At 50.7% G+C, this 22,059-nt stretch carries 15 protein-coding genes; 8 read left to right on the forward strand and 7 right to left on the reverse strand.

Translation table 11 applies throughout. From position 1 onward, the window contains the following. Nucleotide 1: 1 nt before the first annotated feature. From ACYVEA_RS20810 to ACYVEA_RS20830, 5 genes are all read left to right on the forward strand, one after another. A complete protein-coding gene (locus tag ACYVEA_RS20810) occupies nt 2-979 on the forward strand; it encodes a hypothetical protein (RefSeq protein WP_461115359.1) in 978 nt (325 codons plus the stop codon). Between the two features lie 46 nt (nt 980-1,025). Next, entirely contained in the window at nt 1,026-2,390 is a 1,365-nt protein-coding gene (locus ACYVEA_RS20815; protein WP_461115360.1) for an enolase C-terminal domain-like protein, read from the forward strand. Between the two features lie 158 nt (nt 2,391-2,548). Further along, a complete protein-coding gene (locus ACYVEA_RS20820) occupies nt 2,549-3,826 on the forward strand; it encodes a glycoside hydrolase family 71/99-like protein (protein ID WP_461115361.1) in 1,278 nt (425 codons plus the stop codon). Then, the gene (locus tag ACYVEA_RS20825; protein WP_461115362.1) at nt 3,780-5,393 is read left to right on the forward strand and encodes a glycoside hydrolase family 43 protein; all 1,614 of its coding nucleotides are present in this window, start codon (nt 3,780-3,782) and stop codon (nt 5,391-5,393) included. Before ACYVEA_RS20820 ends, ACYVEA_RS20825 begins: the two co-directional genes overlap by 47 nt. Before the next feature lie 140 nt (nt 5,394-5,533). Beyond that, nucleotides 5,534-6,811, forward strand: coding sequence for an MFS transporter (locus ACYVEA_RS20830; RefSeq protein WP_461115363.1), 1,278 nt, complete (start codon nt 5,534-5,536; stop codon nt 6,809-6,811). Nucleotides 6,812-6,939: 128 nt separating this feature from the next. Here ACYVEA_RS20830 and ACYVEA_RS20835 read toward each other — a convergent pair whose 3' ends face one another. Both ACYVEA_RS20835 and ACYVEA_RS20840 read right to left on the reverse strand, forming a co-directional pair. After that, nucleotides 6,940-8,820: a malate synthase gene (locus ACYVEA_RS20835; RefSeq protein ID WP_461115364.1), complete on the reverse strand. Its 1,881-nt coding sequence runs from the start codon at nt 8,818-8,820 to the stop codon at nt 6,940-6,942. A 196-nt stretch (nt 8,821-9,016) separates the two neighbouring features. Continuing rightward, nucleotides 9,017-10,177: a YncE family protein gene (locus tag ACYVEA_RS20840; RefSeq protein WP_461115365.1), complete on the reverse strand. Its 1,161-nt coding sequence runs from the start codon at nt 10,175-10,177 to the stop codon at nt 9,017-9,019. Between the two features lie 231 nt (nt 10,178-10,408). On the opposite strand from ACYVEA_RS20840, the gene ACYVEA_RS20845 reads away from it, so the two are divergent. Then, the gene (locus ACYVEA_RS20845; RefSeq protein ID WP_461115366.1) at nt 10,409-10,756 is read left to right on the forward strand and encodes a hypothetical protein; all 348 of its coding nucleotides are present in this window, start codon (nt 10,409-10,411) and stop codon (nt 10,754-10,756) included. Nucleotides 10,757-10,942: 186 nt separating this feature from the next. On the opposite strand, the gene ACYVEA_RS20850 is transcribed toward ACYVEA_RS20845, so the two are convergent. From ACYVEA_RS20850 to ACYVEA_RS20860, 3 genes are all read right to left on the reverse strand, one after another. After that, entirely contained in the window at nt 10,943-12,973 is a 2,031-nt protein-coding gene (locus ACYVEA_RS20850; RefSeq protein ID WP_461115367.1) for a beta-L-arabinofuranosidase domain-containing protein, read from the reverse strand. Between the two features lie 55 nt (nt 12,974-13,028). Continuing rightward, nucleotides 13,029-15,008 (reverse strand): glycoside hydrolase family 127 protein, encoded by a 1,980-nt coding sequence (locus ACYVEA_RS20855; RefSeq protein ID WP_461115368.1) that lies wholly within the window; start codon nt 15,006-15,008, stop codon nt 13,029-13,031. 201 nt (nt 15,009-15,209) lie between these two features. Next, nucleotides 15,210-16,454 carry an exo-beta-N-acetylmuramidase NamZ family protein gene (locus tag ACYVEA_RS20860; RefSeq protein WP_461115369.1) on the reverse strand — a complete coding sequence of 415 codons (1,245 nt, stop codon included), beginning with the start codon at nt 16,452-16,454 and terminating at the stop codon, nt 15,210-15,212. A gap of 301 nt (nt 16,455-16,755) precedes the next feature. Between ACYVEA_RS20860 and ACYVEA_RS20865 the strand changes: the two genes are divergently transcribed. Further along, a complete protein-coding gene (locus tag ACYVEA_RS20865) occupies nt 16,756-17,610 on the forward strand; it encodes a DUF2911 domain-containing protein (protein WP_461115370.1) in 855 nt (284 codons plus the stop codon). A gap of 270 nt (nt 17,611-17,880) precedes the next feature. On the opposite strand, the gene ACYVEA_RS20870 is transcribed toward ACYVEA_RS20865, so the two are convergent. After that, nucleotides 17,881-19,647, reverse strand: coding sequence for a hypothetical protein (locus ACYVEA_RS20870; RefSeq protein ID WP_461115371.1), 1,767 nt, complete (start codon nt 19,645-19,647; stop codon nt 17,881-17,883). A 180-nt stretch (nt 19,648-19,827) separates the two neighbouring features. Here ACYVEA_RS20870 and ACYVEA_RS20875 point away from each other — a divergent pair, with 180 nt between their 5' ends. Next, a complete protein-coding gene (locus ACYVEA_RS20875; RefSeq protein ID WP_461115372.1) occupies nt 19,828-20,196 on the forward strand; it encodes an endonuclease domain-containing protein in 369 nt (122 codons plus the stop codon). Between the two features lie 232 nt (nt 20,197-20,428). Here ACYVEA_RS20875 and ACYVEA_RS20880 read toward each other — a convergent pair whose 3' ends face one another. Beyond that, on the reverse strand, nt 20,429-22,048 hold the full coding sequence (locus tag ACYVEA_RS20880; protein ID WP_461115373.1) for a RagB/SusD family nutrient uptake outer membrane protein: 1,620 nt from the start codon (nt 22,046-22,048) through the stop codon (nt 20,429-20,431). Between the last annotated feature and the right edge of the window lie 11 nt (nt 22,049-22,059).

A 22,059-nucleotide genomic window follows, 5' to 3' on the forward strand; every position in this document is an offset into this window, starting at 1 on the left:
CATGAAAAAATCGGCGATACGTACCTGCTTTCTCCTTGGCGCACTGGCTGGTTTGACCATCAGCATGAAATCGGTTCCGGAGGTTCCCGAAGCCGATATAACGAACGGGCTGGTTCACGCTCATCTGTACCTGCCCGATGCGGATAAAGGGTATTATCGGGGCACTCGTTTTGATTGGTCAGGGGTGGTGGCCAGCTTGGACTACAAAGGACATACGTATCACGGCAAATGGTTTGATACGTATCATCCAACAACGCACGACGCCATTATGGGACCGGTTGAGGAGTTTGAACCGCTGGGTTTTTCTGATGCAAAAGCGGGTGATACGTTCATCAAAATTGGTGTAGGAAGCCTTACCAAGCCCGATGAGAAGCCCTATAGCTCATACAAGCCCTACGAAATCGCCAATTCCGGTACCTGGAAACTAAAAAAGACGAAAAATCAGGTCCAGTATAGCCATACGCTTTCTGATACCAACTACGGATATGAATACCAGAAAACGCTGACGCTCACCAAAGGCAAACCCGAACTGGTAATCACGCACAGCTTGAAAAATACGGGCCGTCGTGCCATCGAAACGATGGTGTATAACCACAACTTTTTCGTAATTGACCAGCAACCGGCGGGTCCCGGCTATGTGGTCACGTTACCCACCAACAACCTGTCAGCCGAGGGCGGGAAAGGGGTTGGCGATCTAGTGAAACTCCAGGACAATCAACTGGTCTATCTCCGTGATTTAGGGAAACGGGAACAGGCGTATTTCCCTAACCTGACGGCTGGAAAACCCGTGGCGTATTTACTAACTGTCGGAAATACGAAAACGGGCGCCACGGTGAACGTAACGGGCGACCGGGAAATTGCCAAACTCGTGTTCTGGTCTTCGTCAACGACCGTGTGCCCCGAGCCTTATATCAACCTGAACGTAGCACCGGGCAGGACGTTTAGCTGGCAAATCGCCTACGAATACGGGGTGAAATAACCTATCAATTTACGTTAATCTCCAATCAGTCATTCGATAAACCCTTATGAAAAACCAAGAACTACATCTGGAATCCAGCCGCCGAAACGCGCTTAAAATGCTGGGATTAGGCTCAACAGCCGGACTATTTGGTCTGTTCGAGAGCCCGAAAGCCCGCGCCGAAACCTACGCCACCCCGGCCTACGCCAAAGGTACGGCACCCGTTACCATCAAGGGTGTGCGGGCCATCACGACAGCCCCGGGTGGCTCTAATCTGGTGATTGTGAAAGTGGAAACCTCCGAACCTGGTTTGTACGGGCTGGGGTGCGCTACGTTTACGCAACGGGCTCTAGTCGTGGTGCCCGCCATCAATACGTATCTGAATGACTTTTGCGTCGGTAAGGACGTCGACAACATTGAGGATATGTGGCAATCGGCTTATGTCAGTTCGTACTGGCGTAACGGTCCTGTCCTTAACAATGCCCTTTCCGGTCTGGATCAAGCCCTGTGGGATATTAAAGGCAAACGGGCCAATATGCCTGTTTATCAGCTTCTGGGTGGCAAAGCCCGCATGGCGGTGGATACGTATACCCACGCCAGCGGACCAACGCCCGAAGCCGTGGCCGACAAAGTGCAGCAGTTTATGGAGATGGGTTTCCGGCACATCCGCATTCAACAGGGTGGCTATGGGGGTGTGGGTGCCATGGCCGACATCAAACCCGACTTCAAAGCCGCCGGATTCGCCAAAGAAACAGATGATTTCTCCGATCAACGGACGTACCTGAAACGGGTACCCAAGATGTTTGACATGGTGCGCAAGCGCTGTGGGGAGGACATTCAACTCCTGCACGATATGCACGAACTGGTGGAGCCCATCGACGCCATTAACATGATCAAAGGGCTGGAAGAATACCGGCCGTACTTCATCGAAGATCCGTTCTCACCGGAGAACATGAACTGGTTCAAGCTCCTGCGTCAGACGACTTCCGTACCGATTGCGATGGGCGAATTGTTCAACAATATCAATGAATTTAAGGAGCCAATGGCCAACCAGTTGTTCGACTTCATCCGAATTCACATTTCGCAGATTGGCGGCATCACACCCGCCATGAAGGTGGCTCGTCTGGGCGAATGGTTCAACGTCCGCACGGCCTGGCACGGGCCGGGTGATACGTCGCCGGTGGGCCATGCGGCCAACAACAGCATCGACATTGCGGTCTGGAACTTCGGCATTCAGGAGTCGCAGATGTTCAATGACAAAGTGAAGGAAGTGTTTCCGGGTTGCCCGACCATCAAGAATGGCTACTACCAGGTCAGTGAATCACCAGGTCTGGGCATCGATATCAACGAAAAGGAAGCTGCCAAATATCCGATCGGTACCAAATCCCGCTGGACAGTTCGCAAGAGTGACGGTACGTTACTGAAACCATAATATGTTGACTTGTTCGGGGTAACGAAACCCGCTAAAAGATGAGCGAATTTGTCATTCCAACGCAGGAGAAATCTTAGTGTGTGTTGTTTCAAAAATTCCTCCTGCATCGGAATGACAAATTCGCTCATGAAAACTAGACCTGTTTGAGACATCCTAGCATGAAACATATCAATTACCTGGCCATCCTTTTATCTATTCTTCTAGCTTATAATGCCCAAAGCCAGGCTGTCAAGTATGATGAAACGGGCTGTTTGTACACGAGCTACAAAGGGCTGGTGATGGCGGGCTATCAGGGGTGGTTTGCCGCCCAGGGCGATTTATCAGAACGGGGGTGGCATCACTACCAGAAACAGGGCAAATTCGAGCCGGGTTATGCCTCCATCGACTTCTGGCCAGATGTAAAAGACTACCCCACTACGTATAAAACGCCGTTTCGCTACGCCAACGGCGAGAATGCCTACGTCTATAGCCCTTACGATGAAGCCAGCGTCGATCTGCATTTTAAGTGGATGCGCCAGTATGGCATCGACGGCGTGTTCATGCAGCGATTTCTGTCGGAGATAAAGTCGGAGAAGGGCAAATGGCATTTCAACAAAGTACTGGAAAATGCACTGAAAGCGTCGAAAAAATACAAGCGGGCGCTGTGCATCATGTACGACCTTAGCGGGGCAACATCGGCCGATATGGAGGTACTGATCAAGGATTGGCATGACGTTCAGCAGCTTTTTGATTTGTTCAACAACGAAAAAAATCCGACTTATCTACGGCACAACGGCAAACCGTTGCTGGCGATCTGGGGTGTGGGTTTTAACGACAATCGCAGATACACCATTGCCGATATTCAGGGGCTGTTGGGTAAGCTTAACAGCCCCGCTAAAAAATACTCGATTCTGCTGGGTGTGCCATATTACTGGCGAACAATGACGAAAGATACGGAACCATCTGACTGGCTTCATCCGCTCATTAAAAGCGCCGACATCATCATGCCCTGGGCTGTAGGCCGCTATAATGCAACGACTTATGCATCCGTTTCGGGGAGTACGCTGGTGGATGACATTGCCTGGTGCAAGACAAACAAAGTCGATTATGTACCACTGGTTTTTCCGGGTTTTAGCTGGGGAAATTTAAAAAACAGTCCCAACGTCTATAACCAGATTCCACGACTAAAAGGCGATTTCCTGTGGCAGCAGGTGGCTGGGGCGAAGCAGGCTGGAGCCCAAAGTCTGTACGTAGCTATGTTCGACGAGGTTGACGAAGGAACGGCCATTTTTAAAACCCGCAAAGAAGGTGAATTACCTTTAAATGGCGATGGTAAATTTGTGGGCATTGACGCTGACCTTGATACTGATTATTACCTCTGGCTCACCGGCCAAGCGGCTAATTGGTTTCATGGCAAGAAAGGCTATCTTGCCCAAAAACCGTCCCGACATAAATAACCTGATGCTACGTATTTCAGCCCTTGTTTTTGCCTTGTTGCTTACCATTCAGTGCCTGGCGCAACCAGCCAGCCGTCCGCCCGGCCCAACCACTACGTATCGAAATCCGGTCATCACGGGCGACTTTGCCGATCCGTCGATCATTCGCGTGGGTGATACGTATTACGCAGCCGGTACATCGTCGGAGTGGGGACCGGCCTATCCGATTTACACCTCAAAAGACCTGGTCAACTGGGACTACGTTGGTCCGGTTTTCACTACGCCACCCGCCTGGACAATGGGCAGTTTCTGGGCACCTGAGCTTTTTTATCGCAACGGTACGTACTACGTGTATTACACCGCCCGCCGGAAAGCTGACAAGCGCTCGTACATCGGCGTTGCCTCCACCCCAGACCTTCGCAAGGGCTTCACCGATCATGGTTTATTGCTCGAATGGACGTCCGAAGCCATCGACGCGTTTGTTCTTGAAGACGGAGGCAAACTGTATATTACCTGGAAAGCGTACGGCCTGGACAAGGGCAAAGCCATCGAACTTCTCGGGGCCGAGCTTTCTCCTGATGGCTTAAAAGTGACGGGCAAAGCCTTTACCTTATTGACGGCCGAACGTAACAACTGGGAAGCGGGTGGAGCGGAAGGCCAGGCTATTTTCAAGCGGGGGCGTTATTACTACATGACCTACTCCGGCAATGCCTGCTGCGGTGCCCGCTGCAATTATCAGGTGGGGCTGGCCCGCGCCGAAAAGCTACAGGGGCCGTGGGAGAAATATGCTAAAAACCCGGTGCTGTTCAGTGACGACAGTTGGAAATGCCCCGGTCATGGAACCGTCGTAACGACACCCGACAATCGCTATTTTTACCTGCACCATGCCTACAACGGTACGGATTTCACCTTCGCCGGCCGCCAGGGCGTGTTGAGCGAATTGGTTTGGGACGACAAGACTCAGTGGCCTGCTTTCCGGTATGGGACCACGACGCCCGCTCAGGCCGAATCACCATTTGGCGCGATTCAGAAAAAAGGGCAAAACCTGACCGTTGATTTCAGTAAACCCATGCCTGACGATTTCTGGGTGTGGGACGTTAGCCTGCCTAAACCAACGTTCAGCGTCAAGGATGGAACGTTGCAATTGGCCAATACGTCAGGCAACCCAACAGGCAGCTTTCTGGGCGCTGTCATTAAAAAAGGAACGTATACATTACGGGCCGAGGTCAGTCCGCAAGCCGATGTTCTTCAAAGCATTTGCCTGTACGGCGACGACAGCAATGCCGTAGGATTTGGGGTTAAGAAAGGGTTGCTGGAACTTTGGCAGGTCAAAGAAGGGACTCGGACAGTGCTGAAAACACAGGTACTTCCAGACAATCTTTCTCCCGTTACCTTACAGCTTCGTAGTCGTTTTGGTGAGTTCTGCGAGTTTGGCTGGTCTGAAAAAGCGGGCAAAATGCAGTTAATTAATGAAGCTCCGCTGGATGGTTCGTATCTGCCCCGCTGGGACCGGGCACCACGCGTGGGCCTGAGTGTATCGGGGGAAGGCAAGAGCCTCGTTCGATACATCCAGATGACATACGATTAACCATTCACTGGTTGATTTAACTACCAGGAATGATAAGTAGCTGAATTAATTTCTTTGCGCTCTTTGCGGATAAATTGACGCTACGTTACTGCGTATATCTGCGCAACAAACCTCTTTGTTATTCATAAAAATACGTTAGCATGGAAAAAATCCTGGCACAATCCCGTTGGTATCGCCTGATACCCGTGGCCTTTATCACCTATAGTCTGGCGTACCTCGACCGGGCAAATTTTGGCTTTGGGGCCGCCAGTGGCATGGCGAGCGATCTGCACATTACGCCGTCGATGTCCTCGTTACTGGGATCGCTTTTCTTCCTGGGGTATTTTTTCTTTCAGGTGCCCGGCGCCATTTACGCTGAAAATAAAAGCGCCAAAAAGCTGATTTTCTGGTCGTTGATTCTGTGGGGTGGCCTCGCCATGGCCACCGGCATTATCAGCAATGTGAATCTGCTGATTGTGATTCGCTTTGTGCTGGGGGTGGTCGAGAGCGCGGTAATGCCGTCCATGCTGCTTTTTTTGAGTCGGTGGTTTACCAAAGCCGAACGCTCACGGGCCAATACGTTCCTGATCCTCGGTAATCCGGCCACGATCCTGTGGATGTCGGTGCTGTCCGGCTATTTGATCAAAGCCGTAGGCTGGCGCTGGATGTTTATTCTGGAAGGCCTTCCGGCCATTATCTGGGCCTTTTTCTGGTGGCGTCTGGTAGCCGATAAACCAAAAGACGCCGATTGGCTGACCGAATCCGAGAAACAGGATGTAGAAGCAGAATTACAGAAGGAGCAGCAGGGCATTAAACCCGTCAAGAACTACGCGCAGGCGTTTAAATCCAGAATTGTCATTCTCCTGAGTCTGCAATACGCCCTGTGGAGCATCGGCGTCTACGGCTTCGTGATGTGGCTGCCGTCCATCCTGAATGCCGCCCCCGACATGAACATTGTCAAAACCGGCTGGCTGTCGTCGGTGCCGTACGTACTGGCGATTATCGGCATGTTAAGTGCTTCCTATTTTTCCGACAAGACCCTGAACCGGAAGCTATTCGTCTGGCCGTTTTTGCTACTGGGCGCGCTGGCCTTCTATGCCTCTTACCTGGTTGGCACCGACCACTTCTGGCTATCGTTTGTACTCCTGATCATTGCCGGTGGTGCCATGTACGCCCCCTACGGACCGTTTTTCGCTATTATCCCCGAAATTCTACCCAAGAACGTAGCGGGTGGGGCCATGGCGCTCATCAACAGTTTTGGCGCGTTGGGGTCGTTTATCGGCTCCTACATCGTGGGCTATTTGAACGGTACAACCGGCGGCTTCGGCGCGTCGTATATTTTTATGGCAGGCTCCCTTTTCCTATCCGCCATCATTACGTTGATTGCCGTAAAAACACCTGAGCCCCAACCCAAACCTGAGAATTTGGTGGTTCAATAATGAATAGAAATAGCGGAGAAACGATGCGTATCGTTTCTCCGCTACATAGCAGTATGAGTTTCGCTTCGAGCCGTGCCACGGTTTTGAACCGTGGCACGGCTCGAAGCGAAACTCATACTGCTATCAACTTAAAAATCAAGATTTTCGGTGATACGCTTGCCTTCGTTGGTAAGGGTATCCATGTATAACCTGATCCGGCGCTTTGCTACGTCGAGGTCGAGGTTATTGAGATTAATATTCAGCAAATCAATAAACCAAGGCGGTTTTACGTCGCTCAGCATGTAGACATCCGCAATCTCGCGGGCGATGGGCAACGTAGTGGTTTTCGACGAATCGAAGACATCCTTAGTACCCGCCTTCAAGAGTTTTTCGTACTCCTCATCCCGTAACCGTTCGTACACCGCTTCCGTAAAAACATCCCCCGCTTCAGTACCGGTTTCGCTATCACTTTCCGTGAGAATGGCCCCTTTATGCATCCACTCCCAGAGAATACTCAAGCGGATCTCACCCGTTGCCATATCTTCCATCAGGTACAGAATATCATCATTCCCGAAGAAATCGGCAGGTTTGAGCGCGGCTGCCTGCATGCCCTGGCCGAAGGCATTGCCGTACTGTAAGGCAACGCTGAGCAGGTTGCGCGCGCCCCGGATATCCGTGGGGGCCGGTTCGATCAGGATCAGGCCGTCGGCGTCCTGCTGGGTGTAGGTAAGCCGCGGAAACGCCCGGCCCAGTTGGTTGGCCTCCCCCACTTTTTCCCAGACCGGCCGGACAATATGTACCATTTTCCAGTGTGCGACCCACTTGCCGCTGGCTCCTTCGCGTTGTTCCCGTTCGGCACCGGCCACGGCTTTTTTCATGCTGGCCGAAACGCCTTCTTCCGAACCAACCGGTATGTTGGGTTCCATCCCACCCTGCCAGAGGGCGAAATTACCGTTACGGTCCGGTGTGTTGACAGCCCGCCGAACACGGTCTTCGTAATTGCGCATGTAGCCATAGGTCATGGTGATGGCTTCGATGTTGGGATTGATAAAGCTTTTGTCCCACGCCATCGCATCCGACACGCTGTTGATGTAATCCCAACGACCCGTATTGTAGCCCACAAAGTGTTTGCCCAGTGCCGCCCGAATTTCCATAAGCTGGTGCGTCGCTTCGAGTTGCTCGACCAGTACGTACACTTTAACCGTTCCAGTGTCCAGGCCGAGCTGGGTTTCCAGCGCATCGAGCAGCGCACTCCATACGCCAGCCTCTTCGGCCGTCTGGATTTTGGGCAGGTACAGGACAATCGATGACCCGGCCTGTTGGATTGCCTTATAATTATTCACTACGTATAGTGTGGCGTCCACAAGGGAAGCGGCCATCGCCACGCCATCGGCATCACGGATGTGGCGGTCATCGAGGTGAAGACCACGTGCCCGAAAAATCTTGGTCGTAAAATCCAGTTGTTTCTCCCAGTCCGTAATAATATCCCGTCCCAAAAACGATGTCGACCACCAGTTGATTTCTTCCGATACCTTCTCGGCTACTTTTAGAAATAGCGGGTCTTTATGAATGGCCAGTTTCAAATTCCGCTGGTTGTCGAGCGACATAGTTGTCACTTGTCCCAGGGCATCCTCTCCATCGAACATCCAGCCATCAGCCCCGGATAACAACGCATACGCTACGTTCCGGATGCTGTTTTCGACCGGCGCATTGGGTTTTGCCGCTGGTCCGGTTCCCTGAATCCACTGGCGCTTCAAATCATGGGGGATCGCTGAACCCTCAAAATTACCATCGCGCGCATCCTGCACGGTAATGGTTGTTCCAGGAATGGTACTGGCTGGATCAAGGAACGTGATCCGTGTTTTGTTTTGCATCCGGGCGGCTCGTCGCTGCATCCGGGCGGCCATGACCTCTTTAATACGTTTATTATAGGGGGCCAGAGCCGAAAGAGCCGAAAGAGCTTCGGGGGTATATACATCGCTATAGACCTCCTTCAGGTTATCGCGAATCGTAAATGGGTTGTTGCTCATTCCAAGGGTTGATTCGTAGGGAGATAAGAGAAATTAATCAGGCAAACTGAATTAGCTCAGCGTGTTTTGACCGTTTTTTTGTCCTGCTGACGAAGGAAACATCTTAACCTTTTCTACTGAATAGTAAGGGGATTTTAAGATGCTTCCTTCGTCAGCAGGACAAAAATCTAATGTGTTTTCAACTGCTAGCCAAGGCTTAATTCTTAGCCACTTTTTTCACTTGGCCAAGGCCAAACTGATCACCGGCGGCTACGGCTTTGCCACTACTAAAATGGATTTCTACCATTTTTTCACTTTGAACCGCATTATAATCCTGATCTTCCAGGGTTGTGATAATTTTCCGGGTTTTCACATCAATGATATCGCCCGTGGATGGATAAGCGTACTTCCCGTCCACGCTAAAGGTAATCCAGCCGGGCATATCCCGCACCAGGATTGACGTTTTCTGAACGGGTGGCATCACGGTATTGTCAAAAACATGGATACGGTTATTGGCTCCATCACACAACCAGATTTCTTTTTCGTCGGGGGTCATTCCAATCCCATGACTTGGGCAGCCATGCCGCTTTACCTCGCCAATGTTGAACCCTTCGACAACGACCCGATGGAGAAATTTCCCGGTGATAAGATCGCCGATTTCAAAGCCAAGCAAGCCATTGACGTTGACATACACGAGTGTTTGCGCGCCATTGATGGTGAACGGGCGTATGTCGGCGGCAAACGGGCCAACCTGTTTGGTTACCGCGTGCGTGCGGGTATCGGCCACGTTGAGCATCGTCGACTTGAGGCCAGCCAGGTAAACGAACTTTCCATCGGGCCCGTAAATGGTGTTATGAGCCCCCGAGTTCGTGACAATTTTCTTGATTACCTCGCCGGTTTTGGCCTCCACGACGGTCCAGAATTCTTTTTCCAGCGACGGCATGTAAATGGTCATACCATCGGGCGAGATCGAAATCCGGTCGACGCCCCCTTCATATTCTTTCTCCCACACCAGCTTTTCGGTCGTCAGGTCGATGCATTGAAGTGCTTCTAACGTACTGATATAAATGCAATTGGTAGCCAGACTCACATCAACGCCTTTCACGTTAGACGGTTTCCCATTTTTACTCAGTCCGCCCGTTTTGATGAATTTCACAAACTTGTGATTGTTGTCAATATCAAAAACCTGGATGCCATGCCCACCATAACCCAGGTAGTTCCGAACGCCGGGCGTCACTACGTATAGATAGCGCTGAACTTTAGGCGCGGGTTTGCTGAAATTTGTCACAAAGGTGTCTTTCGAGGAAATCCAGGCGGTTGTTGATAGGAGAAACACTCCGCCTATCAACAAAAGAAGCAAGTTATTTTTCGCCTTCATGTGGGTACGTTTGAGATTAACAGGAACTAGGTTTGCCTACTGGTAAGGACAAAACAGGTCTGGTTTACCCTGAGATTTCGGAGAATATTGCGCGAGTCTTTATGAGTTGATTCGGCAGAAATGAGGATTGAAAATAAACCTTTATCGCAGGTTACTTAAATTTTTCCGCCTATTGCTTTCTTTTTCGTTAGCTTTAGTCAATCAATCCCTATTTAAGCAAAAACAGAATTTATGAGCGATGAAGATTTTCGATCCTATGTCGGTTCCTACCGCAACCTGGTGGTGAGAAGCCTGGGTGAGAAGTACAGCCTGCAGGCACGCGGCTTTGAGACGTTAGTCATTGCTGAACGCGGGCAGTCGCTAAGCGATAAATCGATCACCAAAATGCGGACATCAGTCAAGGCACTTTTAGTACGTGCCCTGACTAGCCTGACACTTACGCCTGAGTTTCGCTCGTCGGGAAAGCACCTCTCCGGCTGGCAGAAAGAGATCGAAGAGGCAGGCCTGGCGACTGAACTAGGCGTGATTTGCCGACGAATCAGCGATTCTATTTTTGAGGCTAAAGTAGCTCTGGCTTAGCCTTTTCAAAAACTATTTTTGTCAGTTCGTTGACCCCCAACCCTCTGAAGGAGGCTTAATCTGAAAGTGAGCAAAGCCCCCTTCAGGGGGTTGGGGGTATGGCAAGCCGAGTTTTTGTAGTTTTCATAACATACCGACGTCCATAGACGTCGGTACGTTTGTTTTAAACAACCAGGAAAGCCCCGGTTACCGGCCGACAACCGGAAACTGGGAAATCCGCAGATTGGTACATCCATAGGGAATCAGGGTAATCTCTTCTTCCTCCTTCGCCGTTTCCAGCCCATAGGTAATGCTATACGGAATGGGGCCTGCCATGTCATTGTACAACTGCCAGGAAGGAATGCGCTTCGCCTTCGTTTTGATGAGCAGTGGGGCACCTTCCGGATTCCAGGGATAGAGCGAAACCGGGCCTTTCTTTTCAAAAATGTACTGCTCGTCCAGCTTGTTTTCAGCTACCCGTAGCAAGCCATAATTCCAGGGTGTTGTCGGCCGTATCTCCGTGTATGAGTCCCCATAATCGATGGGATCTTTGTCGTTTTTGATCTTTTTGGCCTCCTCCCCAATTTTCAGCGCGTAGGTGATCGGCCCCCGTTCGACAGATATTGAATTTTCGTACCAGGTGTTTCTGAAAATATGCATGGGCAGCTCTAGTTCAACCACATCGCCCGATTTCCACGCCCGATTGATCTTAACAATCTGATTACCGGAAGCCTCCTGCCAGACTTTACCGTTGATCTTTATCGATCCTTTTTTGCACCAGGCGGGTAGGCGAAGATGAAACGGGAATGTCACAGGCGTTCCCGCATCGCCGGTACGTAGCGTAAACCTTATCGACTCTTCGAAGGGGTAATTTGTCTCTTCTTTAAACGACACTTCTGTCCCATTCGCTACGTAGGCTTTCACCTCGCTGGGGGCGTAGATCAAGGCCGCCAGCCCTTTGTCGGCGGTGGCATACCACAGATTCTGCGTGAATTTTGGCCAGCCCTGGTGCATGTTCGACGTACAGCAGGGATAGCCCGTCAACAGACCGTAGCAAAGGTCGGTCCCGCCGTGATTCACGTCAAAATTGCGGGTGTGCCGGGTCAACATGACCTGATTGGCCTGCTGAAAATACTGACGGCTCATATAATCATCCGAAGCCTGAGTCGGCAGGGCGTTAAACGCAATTTTTTCGAGGTGATCGGCATAGGCTACATCTCCGGTAATTTCGAGCATACTCTCCAGCGAGAACATCATTTCCACGGCCGAACACAACTCAGACCCCTGGGTTGGATTATTCCCATGCAATGCTTCGTCGCCCCCGTAAAGTCCGTGCGCCAGCCCATTGAATTTTCGGATATCACCAAATCCTTTTACAGTGGCTTGCAGGTATTTTTTGTCCGGGTGATGCTGGTAGTAAACGATCGGTTCTTTGATTCCCTGCGCCAGGTTGACGCAATGGATACTGCCCTCCCTGGCCAGCATATCGGTGTTCAGGAAGGCGTTGGTGTAGTCAAATGTCTGTTTATGAAGGAGATCGCCCAGCGTCAGCAAAAATTTATCGCCCGTAATGTTGTACAACCAGTACACGTTCATCAGGTTGTCGCCACCCCGGTAGCGCGCCCAGAATGTCCAGTGATCGAGCGGCTTCTGCGGAAGTTCTTTCAGTTGATACCTGAAGTAATTTGTCATCAGGGTGATCACCCGCTTGTCGCCCGTTGCCGAATAATACTGCTTCAAAATTTTCAGCATGACCATCTTTGGCCACCAGTCGCGGCTATTGTCCCGCTGGATACCGGGTTCCTGCGGGTAATCTTTCGACGGGCCAAAATACCCATCCGGCTGCTGGCTCCTGATGGCCCATTCCACCCAGGGCTTTGTCTTGGCGATCAGTTCTTTGTCATCCAGAATATAGGCAAGTGGCAACAATCCATCGATCCAGTACGGTCCCCGCTCCCATTGGTCGCCATCGCCCCCCAGCCAGCCATTCCGCTCATTCATGACCAGCGGATACAGTTTATCAAGATTTCCGGTGGCCCCGTTTTTCTGACGGACCAGCATTTCCCGCAACCATCCCTGCGGTTTGATAGCCCCTAACGGCAATTCCAGATATGGATTCTGACGGAGCGGTGCCCGACTAGTTATGTAGTGTCCAGTTGGCGTCATCTTTGTCACCTGCCCCAACGCGGTAAAGGCAAGCGGCAGCAAAAGAACGGATAACCTAAGCTTGATATGCATGCAGTGATGTGTAAAAAAGGGGTTTCTGCCAGGATTGACAGCCGGTCAGAAAAATTTACTCTGTGATTTTTACGTCTTTGATCCGGCTGGGCAACCAAACCTGCATTGGACTTTTCCCCCGATTCGCCCAGGCGTAGTACGGAATGGCCAGAATCGTTCTGGGGTTCATTTGCACGGTCAGGCCGTCGGGAGCGGCTTCCGCAACGGATACGCTGGCCTTGATGGAAACCACTGGCTCGTCCAGAACCCGATACGACTGCGTCGCGAACGTAGCGTTATCCGGCACCAGAATGTTCCAGGCTTTGCCCTCATTATCAGCGCCTTCCACGCAATACACCAGCGGGCCACGTTGCAGGGCCACCCGGTCCTGATCCGCTTTCACTTCTTTGCGGGAGGCAACCTGACGGACGTCCATGGGTAATCTCACCTCCACAACGTCGCCTTTTTTCCATTTCCGATTGATGACGGCATAGCCCTTTTCTTCCTGATACGTTACGGGTTTCCCGTTTAGCAACACCTCAATTTTTGCCGCGCTTTTGTTGTCAACGTAGCGGTATAAATTGCCAGGAGCCGGTACGTTCTGCGCCCAGCCGGGCATCCGGATGTGAAGCGCATACTCAACCGGTTTGGCGGGATTGGTAGTGATTTTCACGGCACCCTCCCACGGATAATTCGTTGCCATCTGTATCGGTACGGGCGTCTTGCCCAGGGTGAAGGTCGTGTTACTGGCAACGAACAGGTTCACCCAGATGCCTTCCTCCGACCGACCGTAGATATAATCACCCAGCGACGCCACCAGCCGGGCAATGTTCGACGGACAGCAAGCCGTGCCGAACCATTCACTACGTCCATAATTCCCGGCGGACGAAAGCGGATTGCCGTAGAAAAAACGATCGCCACTCAGGCTCAACCCATCCAGCGCGCCATTGTACAGGCTACGCTCCAGTACGTCGATGTATTTGCTTTCGCCCGTGAGCGTGTTCATCCGCTGATTCCAGAACACCATACCGACTGATGCGCAGGTTTCGCAGTAAGCTGATTCATTCGGCAGGTCATAATCGTCCGTAAAGCCTTCATTATGACCCGACGACCCGATGCCACCGGTCAGGTACATGTTCCGAAAAACGACATCTTCCCAAACGGTTTTCATGGCGTTCATGTACCCCTGGTCGTTGGTGGCGGCTGCTACGTCGGCGGCTCCGGTATATTGGTACATAGCGCGGACCGCATGACCGGTAATTTCTTTCTGGTCCTTCACCGGCACGTCATCCTGGCAATATTTCGGATTTTTCCACTCGTCCCAGATCTTGCCTTTGCCGTATCCATGCCCCCGTTGGGCCAGAAACCAATCGGCGAGTTTGACGTAGCGCTCCTGATTGGTCAGGTGGTACAGGCGCATCAGTGCCAGCTCGATTTCCTGATGGCCGCTCACCCAGGAGCGGTTTTTGACCCGAAACGTTGAATCAATATGGTCGGCAAAACGGATGGCGACATCCAGTAATTTTCGCTTGCCGGTGGTGTTGTAGTAGGCAACGGCAGCTTCAATCAGGTGTCCGGCGCAATAGTCTTCGTGCCGTTCCATATCGGTCCAGCGTTTGTCCAGACCCGTCAGCGTATAATACGTATTAAGATACCCATCCGGCAGTTGAGCCGCGGCAATCTTGTCAATCCATTCATCCGCTTTCTGCTGAATAGCGGCATCCGGGTGATTTTTGAGTGAATACGCCATCGCTTCAATCGCCTTATACACATCGCTATCGTCGTAATAGATGCCCTCGTGCTTTTCATTTTTGTGGCGGGCGACCTTTTCGAAGTTGCGAATGCGGCCGGTTTTTTCCTCGGTTTGCACAATGCAGGCACGTAGCGTGGCCGTGGCGACCTTGTCCATTTTAGGTGTCCAGAAGCCATCCGTAATGGTTACCTGAGAAAACCCGACCGGCTCAAATCGCTGGACAAGTAGCTGAGCATGCGTTGATACGACAGCTATACCAAGCAAGGCCATGGTATAGGTCAATGTTCGTCGGGCAGTTCTCATCGTTCGTAAAAACAGGCAGTTGCTGTCTAAAGCGTCTGCGTACCCTTTTTTACGCAGAAATTCGCAAGTAGCTGATTATTTATGCCTGAATAAGGGAGCTTTAAACTTTGACAAAGCTCTAAGCTTTGTCAAAGCTGGCCCAGACTGAGCTAGCTTAATAAACTCTAAAACAGGATTTTTTCAGGAGCCCAATGACTGCTACTACGGATAAAGCAGGTACTTTTTGCGCAGGGTTTTGAAGTTGGACAGACCCGGTTCCCAACTTTTTCGAATTTCGGCTTCGGACGTACCGGCGATGATCTGCTTTTTCAGGTTCTCAGTACCCGCCAGTTTATCGATGCTGTTGATTTGCTTGCTCTGGCTCATATCAAAAAAGCGTTCTTTGTCTGGATACGCTTTGTACATTTCCATCAACCAGCCCAGGTTAAGCTGTTTGCTTTTACGGAGTTTGCCCACATCGTATTTCCGCAGATCCAGGCCGTAGCAGTCCATATCCTGATGAAGCGGGGTTTCGCTCATGCCTTTGAGGCTAACCGGCCGAAACGAAAAATTATACTTTCCTTTGAGCGCCGGAGCGCCCAGCACCGTAAAGGGCATATACGTCCCCCGCCCCTGGCTGATGATGGTGCCTTCAAACAAACAGATGCTGGGATATAACAGAATCGACTGCTGGGAATTTAAATTGGGCGAGGGCATTACCGGCAATTCATACGGCATATCGTGGGTATAGTTGGCCACTTTCACGATCCGCAGTTTACATTGAGCTTTGTTTGGCAGCCAGCCTTCGCCGTTGATAAGCTGGGCAAACTCAGCCATAGTCATTCCATGCGTGATGGGAATGCGGTGCATACCAATGCCCGAATGCAGGTGGTCTTCCAGAATCGGGCCATCCACTACGTATCCATTGGGATTTGGCCGGTCCAGGATCATCAGTTCCTTGTTGTTTTCGGCGCAGGCTTCCATGACGTGGTCGAGCGTATTGATGTAGGTGTAGAAACGGGCGCCCACGTCCTGAATGTCGTAAATCAGCAGGTCGACATCGGCCAGGTGCTCTCGGGACGGTTTTTTATTTTTGCCGTACAGCGAAATAATTGGTATGCCCGTTTTGGCGTCCACTTCATTATCCACTTTGGCGCCGTTGCTGGCGTTCCCCCGGAAGCCATGTTCAGGGCCGAAAATCTTCACAATCTGCACACCCCGGCTTAATAGACTATCTACGCTGGGCCGGGTGCCAATGATAGATGTCTGATTGACAACCAGGGCAATACGCTTGCCTTTGAGGTACGGCAGATACTGGTTTATCTGGTCAGCGCCCGTCAGAATGGGTGCCGCTACGTTCGGCTGAGACACGTTGGGCGCTACTCCCCAAAAAGTGGGGAGGAGAAGCCCGATAAGGAGTAAAGTGAGTAATGGAGACGTCTGAAGCGGTCTAAAGGGTCGTGTCATGTGTGTAGCGGAATGTATAGTACACCGGACTAAAACCAGTGTTGCACAATGTCGATCAACGGATTGCCAGCCCAATTTTACGAAACCTAATTTGAATCAGGGCCATTGGCCACTTCAGATTTTCATGTTAACCATCATGGCCCAAGCGACGATCAGTTCCTTAACGGTGAAAGCGGCTTTGGTGAATTCGACCAAAGCACTACGTAGTAACCAAGGTTTTTGACAAACAATGGGGTTGAATCTGTACCTTTGGGGTTCACAAGACCATCTCACAACTCGTAACTTTCATCATTCCTTCATCATGAAGAGAAAAAAAATCCTGCTACTTACGGCAGCCAGTCTGTTTACACTTTGTTCACTTTCAACCGTTCAGGCTCAGCTTAAAGTACCTGCCGCCAGTCCCGCTCAAACCACCAAACAAAGTTTCGCCCTGGGCGATATTACGCTTGAATACTCCAGACCGGCGGTCAAAGGACGTACCATTTTCGGCGATCTGGTTCCTTATGACAAAGTATGGCGTACCGGTGCCAATGCAACCTCTAAAATTACGTTCTCTACGGACGTAAAACTGGAAGGCAAAGAGGTGAAAGCGGGCACCTATGGGCTGTTCACAATTCCGGGGAAATCCAGTTGGGAAGTAATGCTTTCCAAAGACCTGAACCTGGGCGCCAATGTGGGTGATTATAAAAAAGAAAACGAAGTCGTACGGGTTCAGGTGAAACCCACTACGTTGCCGTATAAAGTTGAAACCTTCACCATTAACCTCGCGGATATTCAGCCTAACTCGGCAGTGCTGGAAATTATGTGGGACAAAACCCGCGTTCCCGTTGCCATCACCGCGGATATCGATCAAACGATCGTAAAAAATATCGAGGCTTCCCTGGCATCCGATAAGCCCGCTTATTTTGAAGCCGCCAGTTATTATTACGACACCAATAAGGATCTGAAACAGGCACTGGGCTGGGTGACGAAAGCCACCGAGCAAAATCCAAAAGCCTTCTGGGTGATGTTGCTGAAAGCCCGGATCGAACTGAAATTAAAAGAAAAAGCCAGTGCGATTGCCAGTGCTGAGAAGACGGTAGCCCTGGCTACCGAAGCCAAAAATGCCGATTACGTTAAGATGGCCAACGATCTGATTGCCTCGGCGAAAAAGTAAATTTCGAGTTTTAGAGAGTGTCTAAAAATATTCCTTTAGGTCTGTAAATCTCCTTTTCATCAGGCTGTTTCACCCCTAAATCCCCTAAAGGGGACTTGGTTTAACGATGAGTAAAGTCCCCTTTAGGGGATTTAGGGGTGAAACAGCTTAAAAACTAATTTTTAGACAGTCCCTTAATATTTACAAAAAATGAATGACCCTGCGTGGGTCATTCATTTTTATTTGGCCCTACGGGCCGTTTCAAATGCTCAAAATCTGCAACCACTACGTCTAGCTAATAGTCATCGTATGGGTAAAGGGGGTAAGACCCGTACAATAAACGTGCATGCCGCTGGTTCGTAAGCTCCCGAAATGCGTACTGTACATTTCTCCTTCCAGCCCCTGGAGCTTGGCGTGTTTGAAAATGCCCGGCCCGAATTTTATCGAATCTTTTCCGTGACTGTATTCCCCCGAACCGCTCGGTAATGAATAATTCTCTGGTGTTCCATCTAGTTTTTGTACCCCGGTTAGCGTCCCTCCTTCTTTAAAACAAAACTCAATGGTTACGTGTACACCTTCGACTCCTTTAACATTGATGGTCAGCTCATTCGATCCATTTTTCTCTTCTACACTGACGGTCGTTTCCAGGGTTTTCACGTTACTCTGGGGTCGGTGTTCGAAGTCCATTTTGTTCCAGAACCGGCCATCTGTGCTGGGCGATAGTTGATAATTTCCATCGGCCCTTTTGTATTTGGCCGGTAAGGGCTGGTAGTAAGGCGCGGCAAATTTCTGGTGCAGCACATACTTGCCACCGGCCTGCGTAATGCCCTGACTGTGGAAATAGCCCGTACTGAAAAAATCCGTAGACAGGCGCATGTACGTCAAAATAGCCTCCCCTTTTCGGAACGCAAAAAAGTTGGGACTGTTCGACCGGCCGGACGCGATGATGATCGGAAAGTCGTTCCCGCCAAAAATAGTGGTGGTGGTCGTACCCCGCCGGATACGTGCCAGGTTGGTCGTTTTGAAGAACTTTTCAAACGTAGCCGGTGGTGCTTTCGGCGTAGGAAGCGTTTTCTTAAAGAGCGGCTCTTCCAGAAAGGTAAGCAGCAAATCGGTGAGGACCCGGTCCTCAAAACCGGGCAGTGTTTCTATGTAGCTGGCGATGGCCGCAAACTCAGGGTTGTTGTCCCGGATGGCCAGGTAGTAATAATCGTGATAAAAATTCAGGATGCTGATGGGCGCATATTGATCCTGCCGTCGCGAATCGACCGTGACCAGTTCGCCGTTGGGTTCGGCATGGAAATACACCAGCCACAGGTTTTTGCGGGCTGGTTCGAACAGGGATGGCATCGGAAGCAAACGGCCCATCGTCACCAGCGCCCGGTCAATCACGGCCGAGTAGTTCATGCTACGTTCCAGGAAATTGCCGTCGCTATCGCAGAAAACACCCTCCGAAAGCCATTCCTGAATCCGTTTGACGTAGGCAGGATTCGGATACAGGGCGTTGATTTTAGCCAGTGCCGCCGAAACAACCCATCGGTGATTGGGCGTATGAACGCCACCCGTCCGGAGGCCTTCGCCGGCTTTCACGACGAACTGCTTGAGGAGCGTTTTTACTTCATCCAGTGTTGCGCTGGTATTGGTTTTCAAAATTGTCCCGGCGGCACACAGCGGTTCCAGAATAAACGCCGTATCGGGTGGCGATGCCAAATTCCCAAAATCGAGGGTGCCGTCATCGTGTTGGGCCTTTACCAGAAACCGGATGATTTTTGTCATGTACGGCACCAGTTCGGCTTTCTGGAAATAGTCCGACGTTGGCTCGCAAAAAGCCGCAGCTAAATTTGCCAGATCATAGCCCGACCGCCTTTTCACGTCGGTGATTTCAGGCGCTAAACTTTTTATCAGTTTAGCTACCTCTTTGGTATTGGCCGTGACTATTTTTTTATAGAAATCATCGTCCGTTTCCCCATTCCATGCATTCGCCAGAAACGGTGAAAACGTAGCCATTGTGGCAAGTCCGGCAATTTGCAGGAATGATTTTCTAGAGATGTTTTCCATGGTTTACATTGTTGGGTAACATCAAAAACCCCTAAATCCCCTAAAGGGGACTTTGCTCACTCGCAAACAAAGTGCCCTTTAGGGGATTTAGGGTTTTTGATCTACAAAGATGACTAGAGCCATTGTATAGCGTCTTCAAACTAATTCGCAAAGAATAACACAGTATGATTCTGTATGTAAATGGCAAGTAATATGTTTTATGGAGCGCCTTCCCAGCTATTCGAGAAGGCGAAAAAGCTTCGAGAAGCAATGACGCCTGCTGAACTGGTTCTTTGGGAAAGCTTGCGGACGAACAAGCTTAACGGATTTCGTTTCAAAGCACAACATCCAATCAAGTATTTTATCGCTGACTTTTATAGTCATGCAGCCCGATTGGTCATTGAACTTGATGGGAGCGTACATGACTCCCTCGATCAGCAAGAGTATGATACTAACCGGACCTACGTTCTTGAAGAATTTGGCCTTACCGTTATCCGATTCCGAAACGAAGAAGTTATGCAGAATTTGACAACAGTATTAAGCAAAATTGCTAAGCATTTACCAAAATAGTTTTTTAGCCGCTACGCCCCTAAATCCTCAAAAAAGCCCCTAAATCCCCTAAAGGGGACCTTGCTCACCCACAAACAAAGTCCCCTTTAGGGGATTTAGGGGTAGAGGCAAGCCAGCATAAAAACTTATTCCGGGACGATAAGTAAAGAACTTAATACCCCTAAATCCCCTGAAGGGGACTTTGTTCGTGAGTGAGTAAAGTCCCCTTCAGGGGATTTAGGGGGTTTTCAATCTAATACCCAGGATTTTGCGTCAGCGCGGGGTTGACGGTGAAAGCCGCTGTTGGGATGGGAAAAATCCGGCGGTTTACGCTGGCATCCGTTTTGAAACCCCATTTCCCTTCATATTTCCCGAATCGAATCATGTCGTTGCGGTGCCAGGTTTCCCAGGCAAACTCGCGACACCGTTCCGAGTATATGTCCTCTAACGTTACGCTGCTCAACGCGGCCGACGTAGTACGGGCGGCCCGCAGTTGATTGACCAGCGAAAGTGCCGTCTGACCCTGGGTTGGCGCACCACCGCGAAGTATCGCTTCGGCTTTCATCAGAATAATATCCGAGTAGCGGAAAACCGGCACATCGTTGTTTTGATTTCGCGACGTAGAGGATGCATCGGGATAGAACTTAATATTACGGTAACCCATGTTCCAGGCGATTTCGTCGTTACCCAAATCGAACGTAGCGACGTCCTGCCGAAGAACAATATCCGGGGTTAGATTCACCTGATACGTATACGCAGCCGCCCCATCGGAACCCGTATAGAATTGGTCGTATCCTTTCTTCGTGGTGGTCACGGTTACGGGCGTCACGCCATCGTTCATAAATTGCAAACCCGTGAGCCACTGCCCGTTCCGGATATCGTTGGGGTCTTTAAAGTTCACGTAAAATTCGGGTAACGTACTTCTGGGAGCGCTGGGCGTAAACGGCAAATTGAATTTTTTTGTCTCCGAACGCGGTACGTCATAACGGGCGTGATACATAAACCCGTTTGTCCCTGGCATCGCACCAGCCGCCGGATCGTAGGGAATGGCGAAAATAAATTCCCTGGCTGTTGGCCCGTTATTCGGGTAAAACATCTGGAGATACGACGCTCTGGGTTCCAGTGAATACAGGCCGGAGTTGATAACGCTGTCGCAGGCAACGACGGCATCCGTATAGCGTTGCGTGCCGGTGTAATATTCGGCGTTCAGATACATCTTGGCCAGCAGCGAAAAGCCCATGAATTTGTTGGCACGACCATAGGTAGCCTGCCCCACAACCCGGCTCAGATTTGGCAGTGCGGCTTTTACTTCCTTTTCAATAAAGCTAAATACCTGAGCACGGGGCAAATTGGGATGGGGGGTGAAATCGCCATAGGTTGTGTCGATCGGTACGTTGCCATACAGGTCCATCATCATGAAATAGGCCATTGCCCGGACCATTTTCAACTCGGCCAGATTAGTCGGTTTGGCCGCCGAAGAAGCCGGTATGGTCTGATTTAAGATTGACAGCGCCTGATTGGTGGTGCCAATAACGGTCGACAACCAGGTCCACACGCTGTTCGTCGTGCCATGATCTTTCGTCCAGTTATGGTAGTGCAGCATCAAATAGCCCTGGTTGTCATACCAGTTACCTCCGCGTGCAGGCAGAATGGCTTCGTCGGTAGACAATGACTGGATGAACCAGTAATCCAGGGAGAAATTACCCCGAAAAGCGGCATACGGCGGACCCGATGCCTGAATGAACTGCGACGAATTCTGGGGGAAAATATCGGGTGTCAACTCGGTATTGACCGGTACGTTGACATCATGGCAGGCGGTCGTCAGGTAAACGATCAGTACCAGAAACGCGCCCGAAGAAAGTATTTTTTTCATTGTGTTTTTGG

Source organism: Spirosoma jeollabukense (assembly GCF_054777855.1).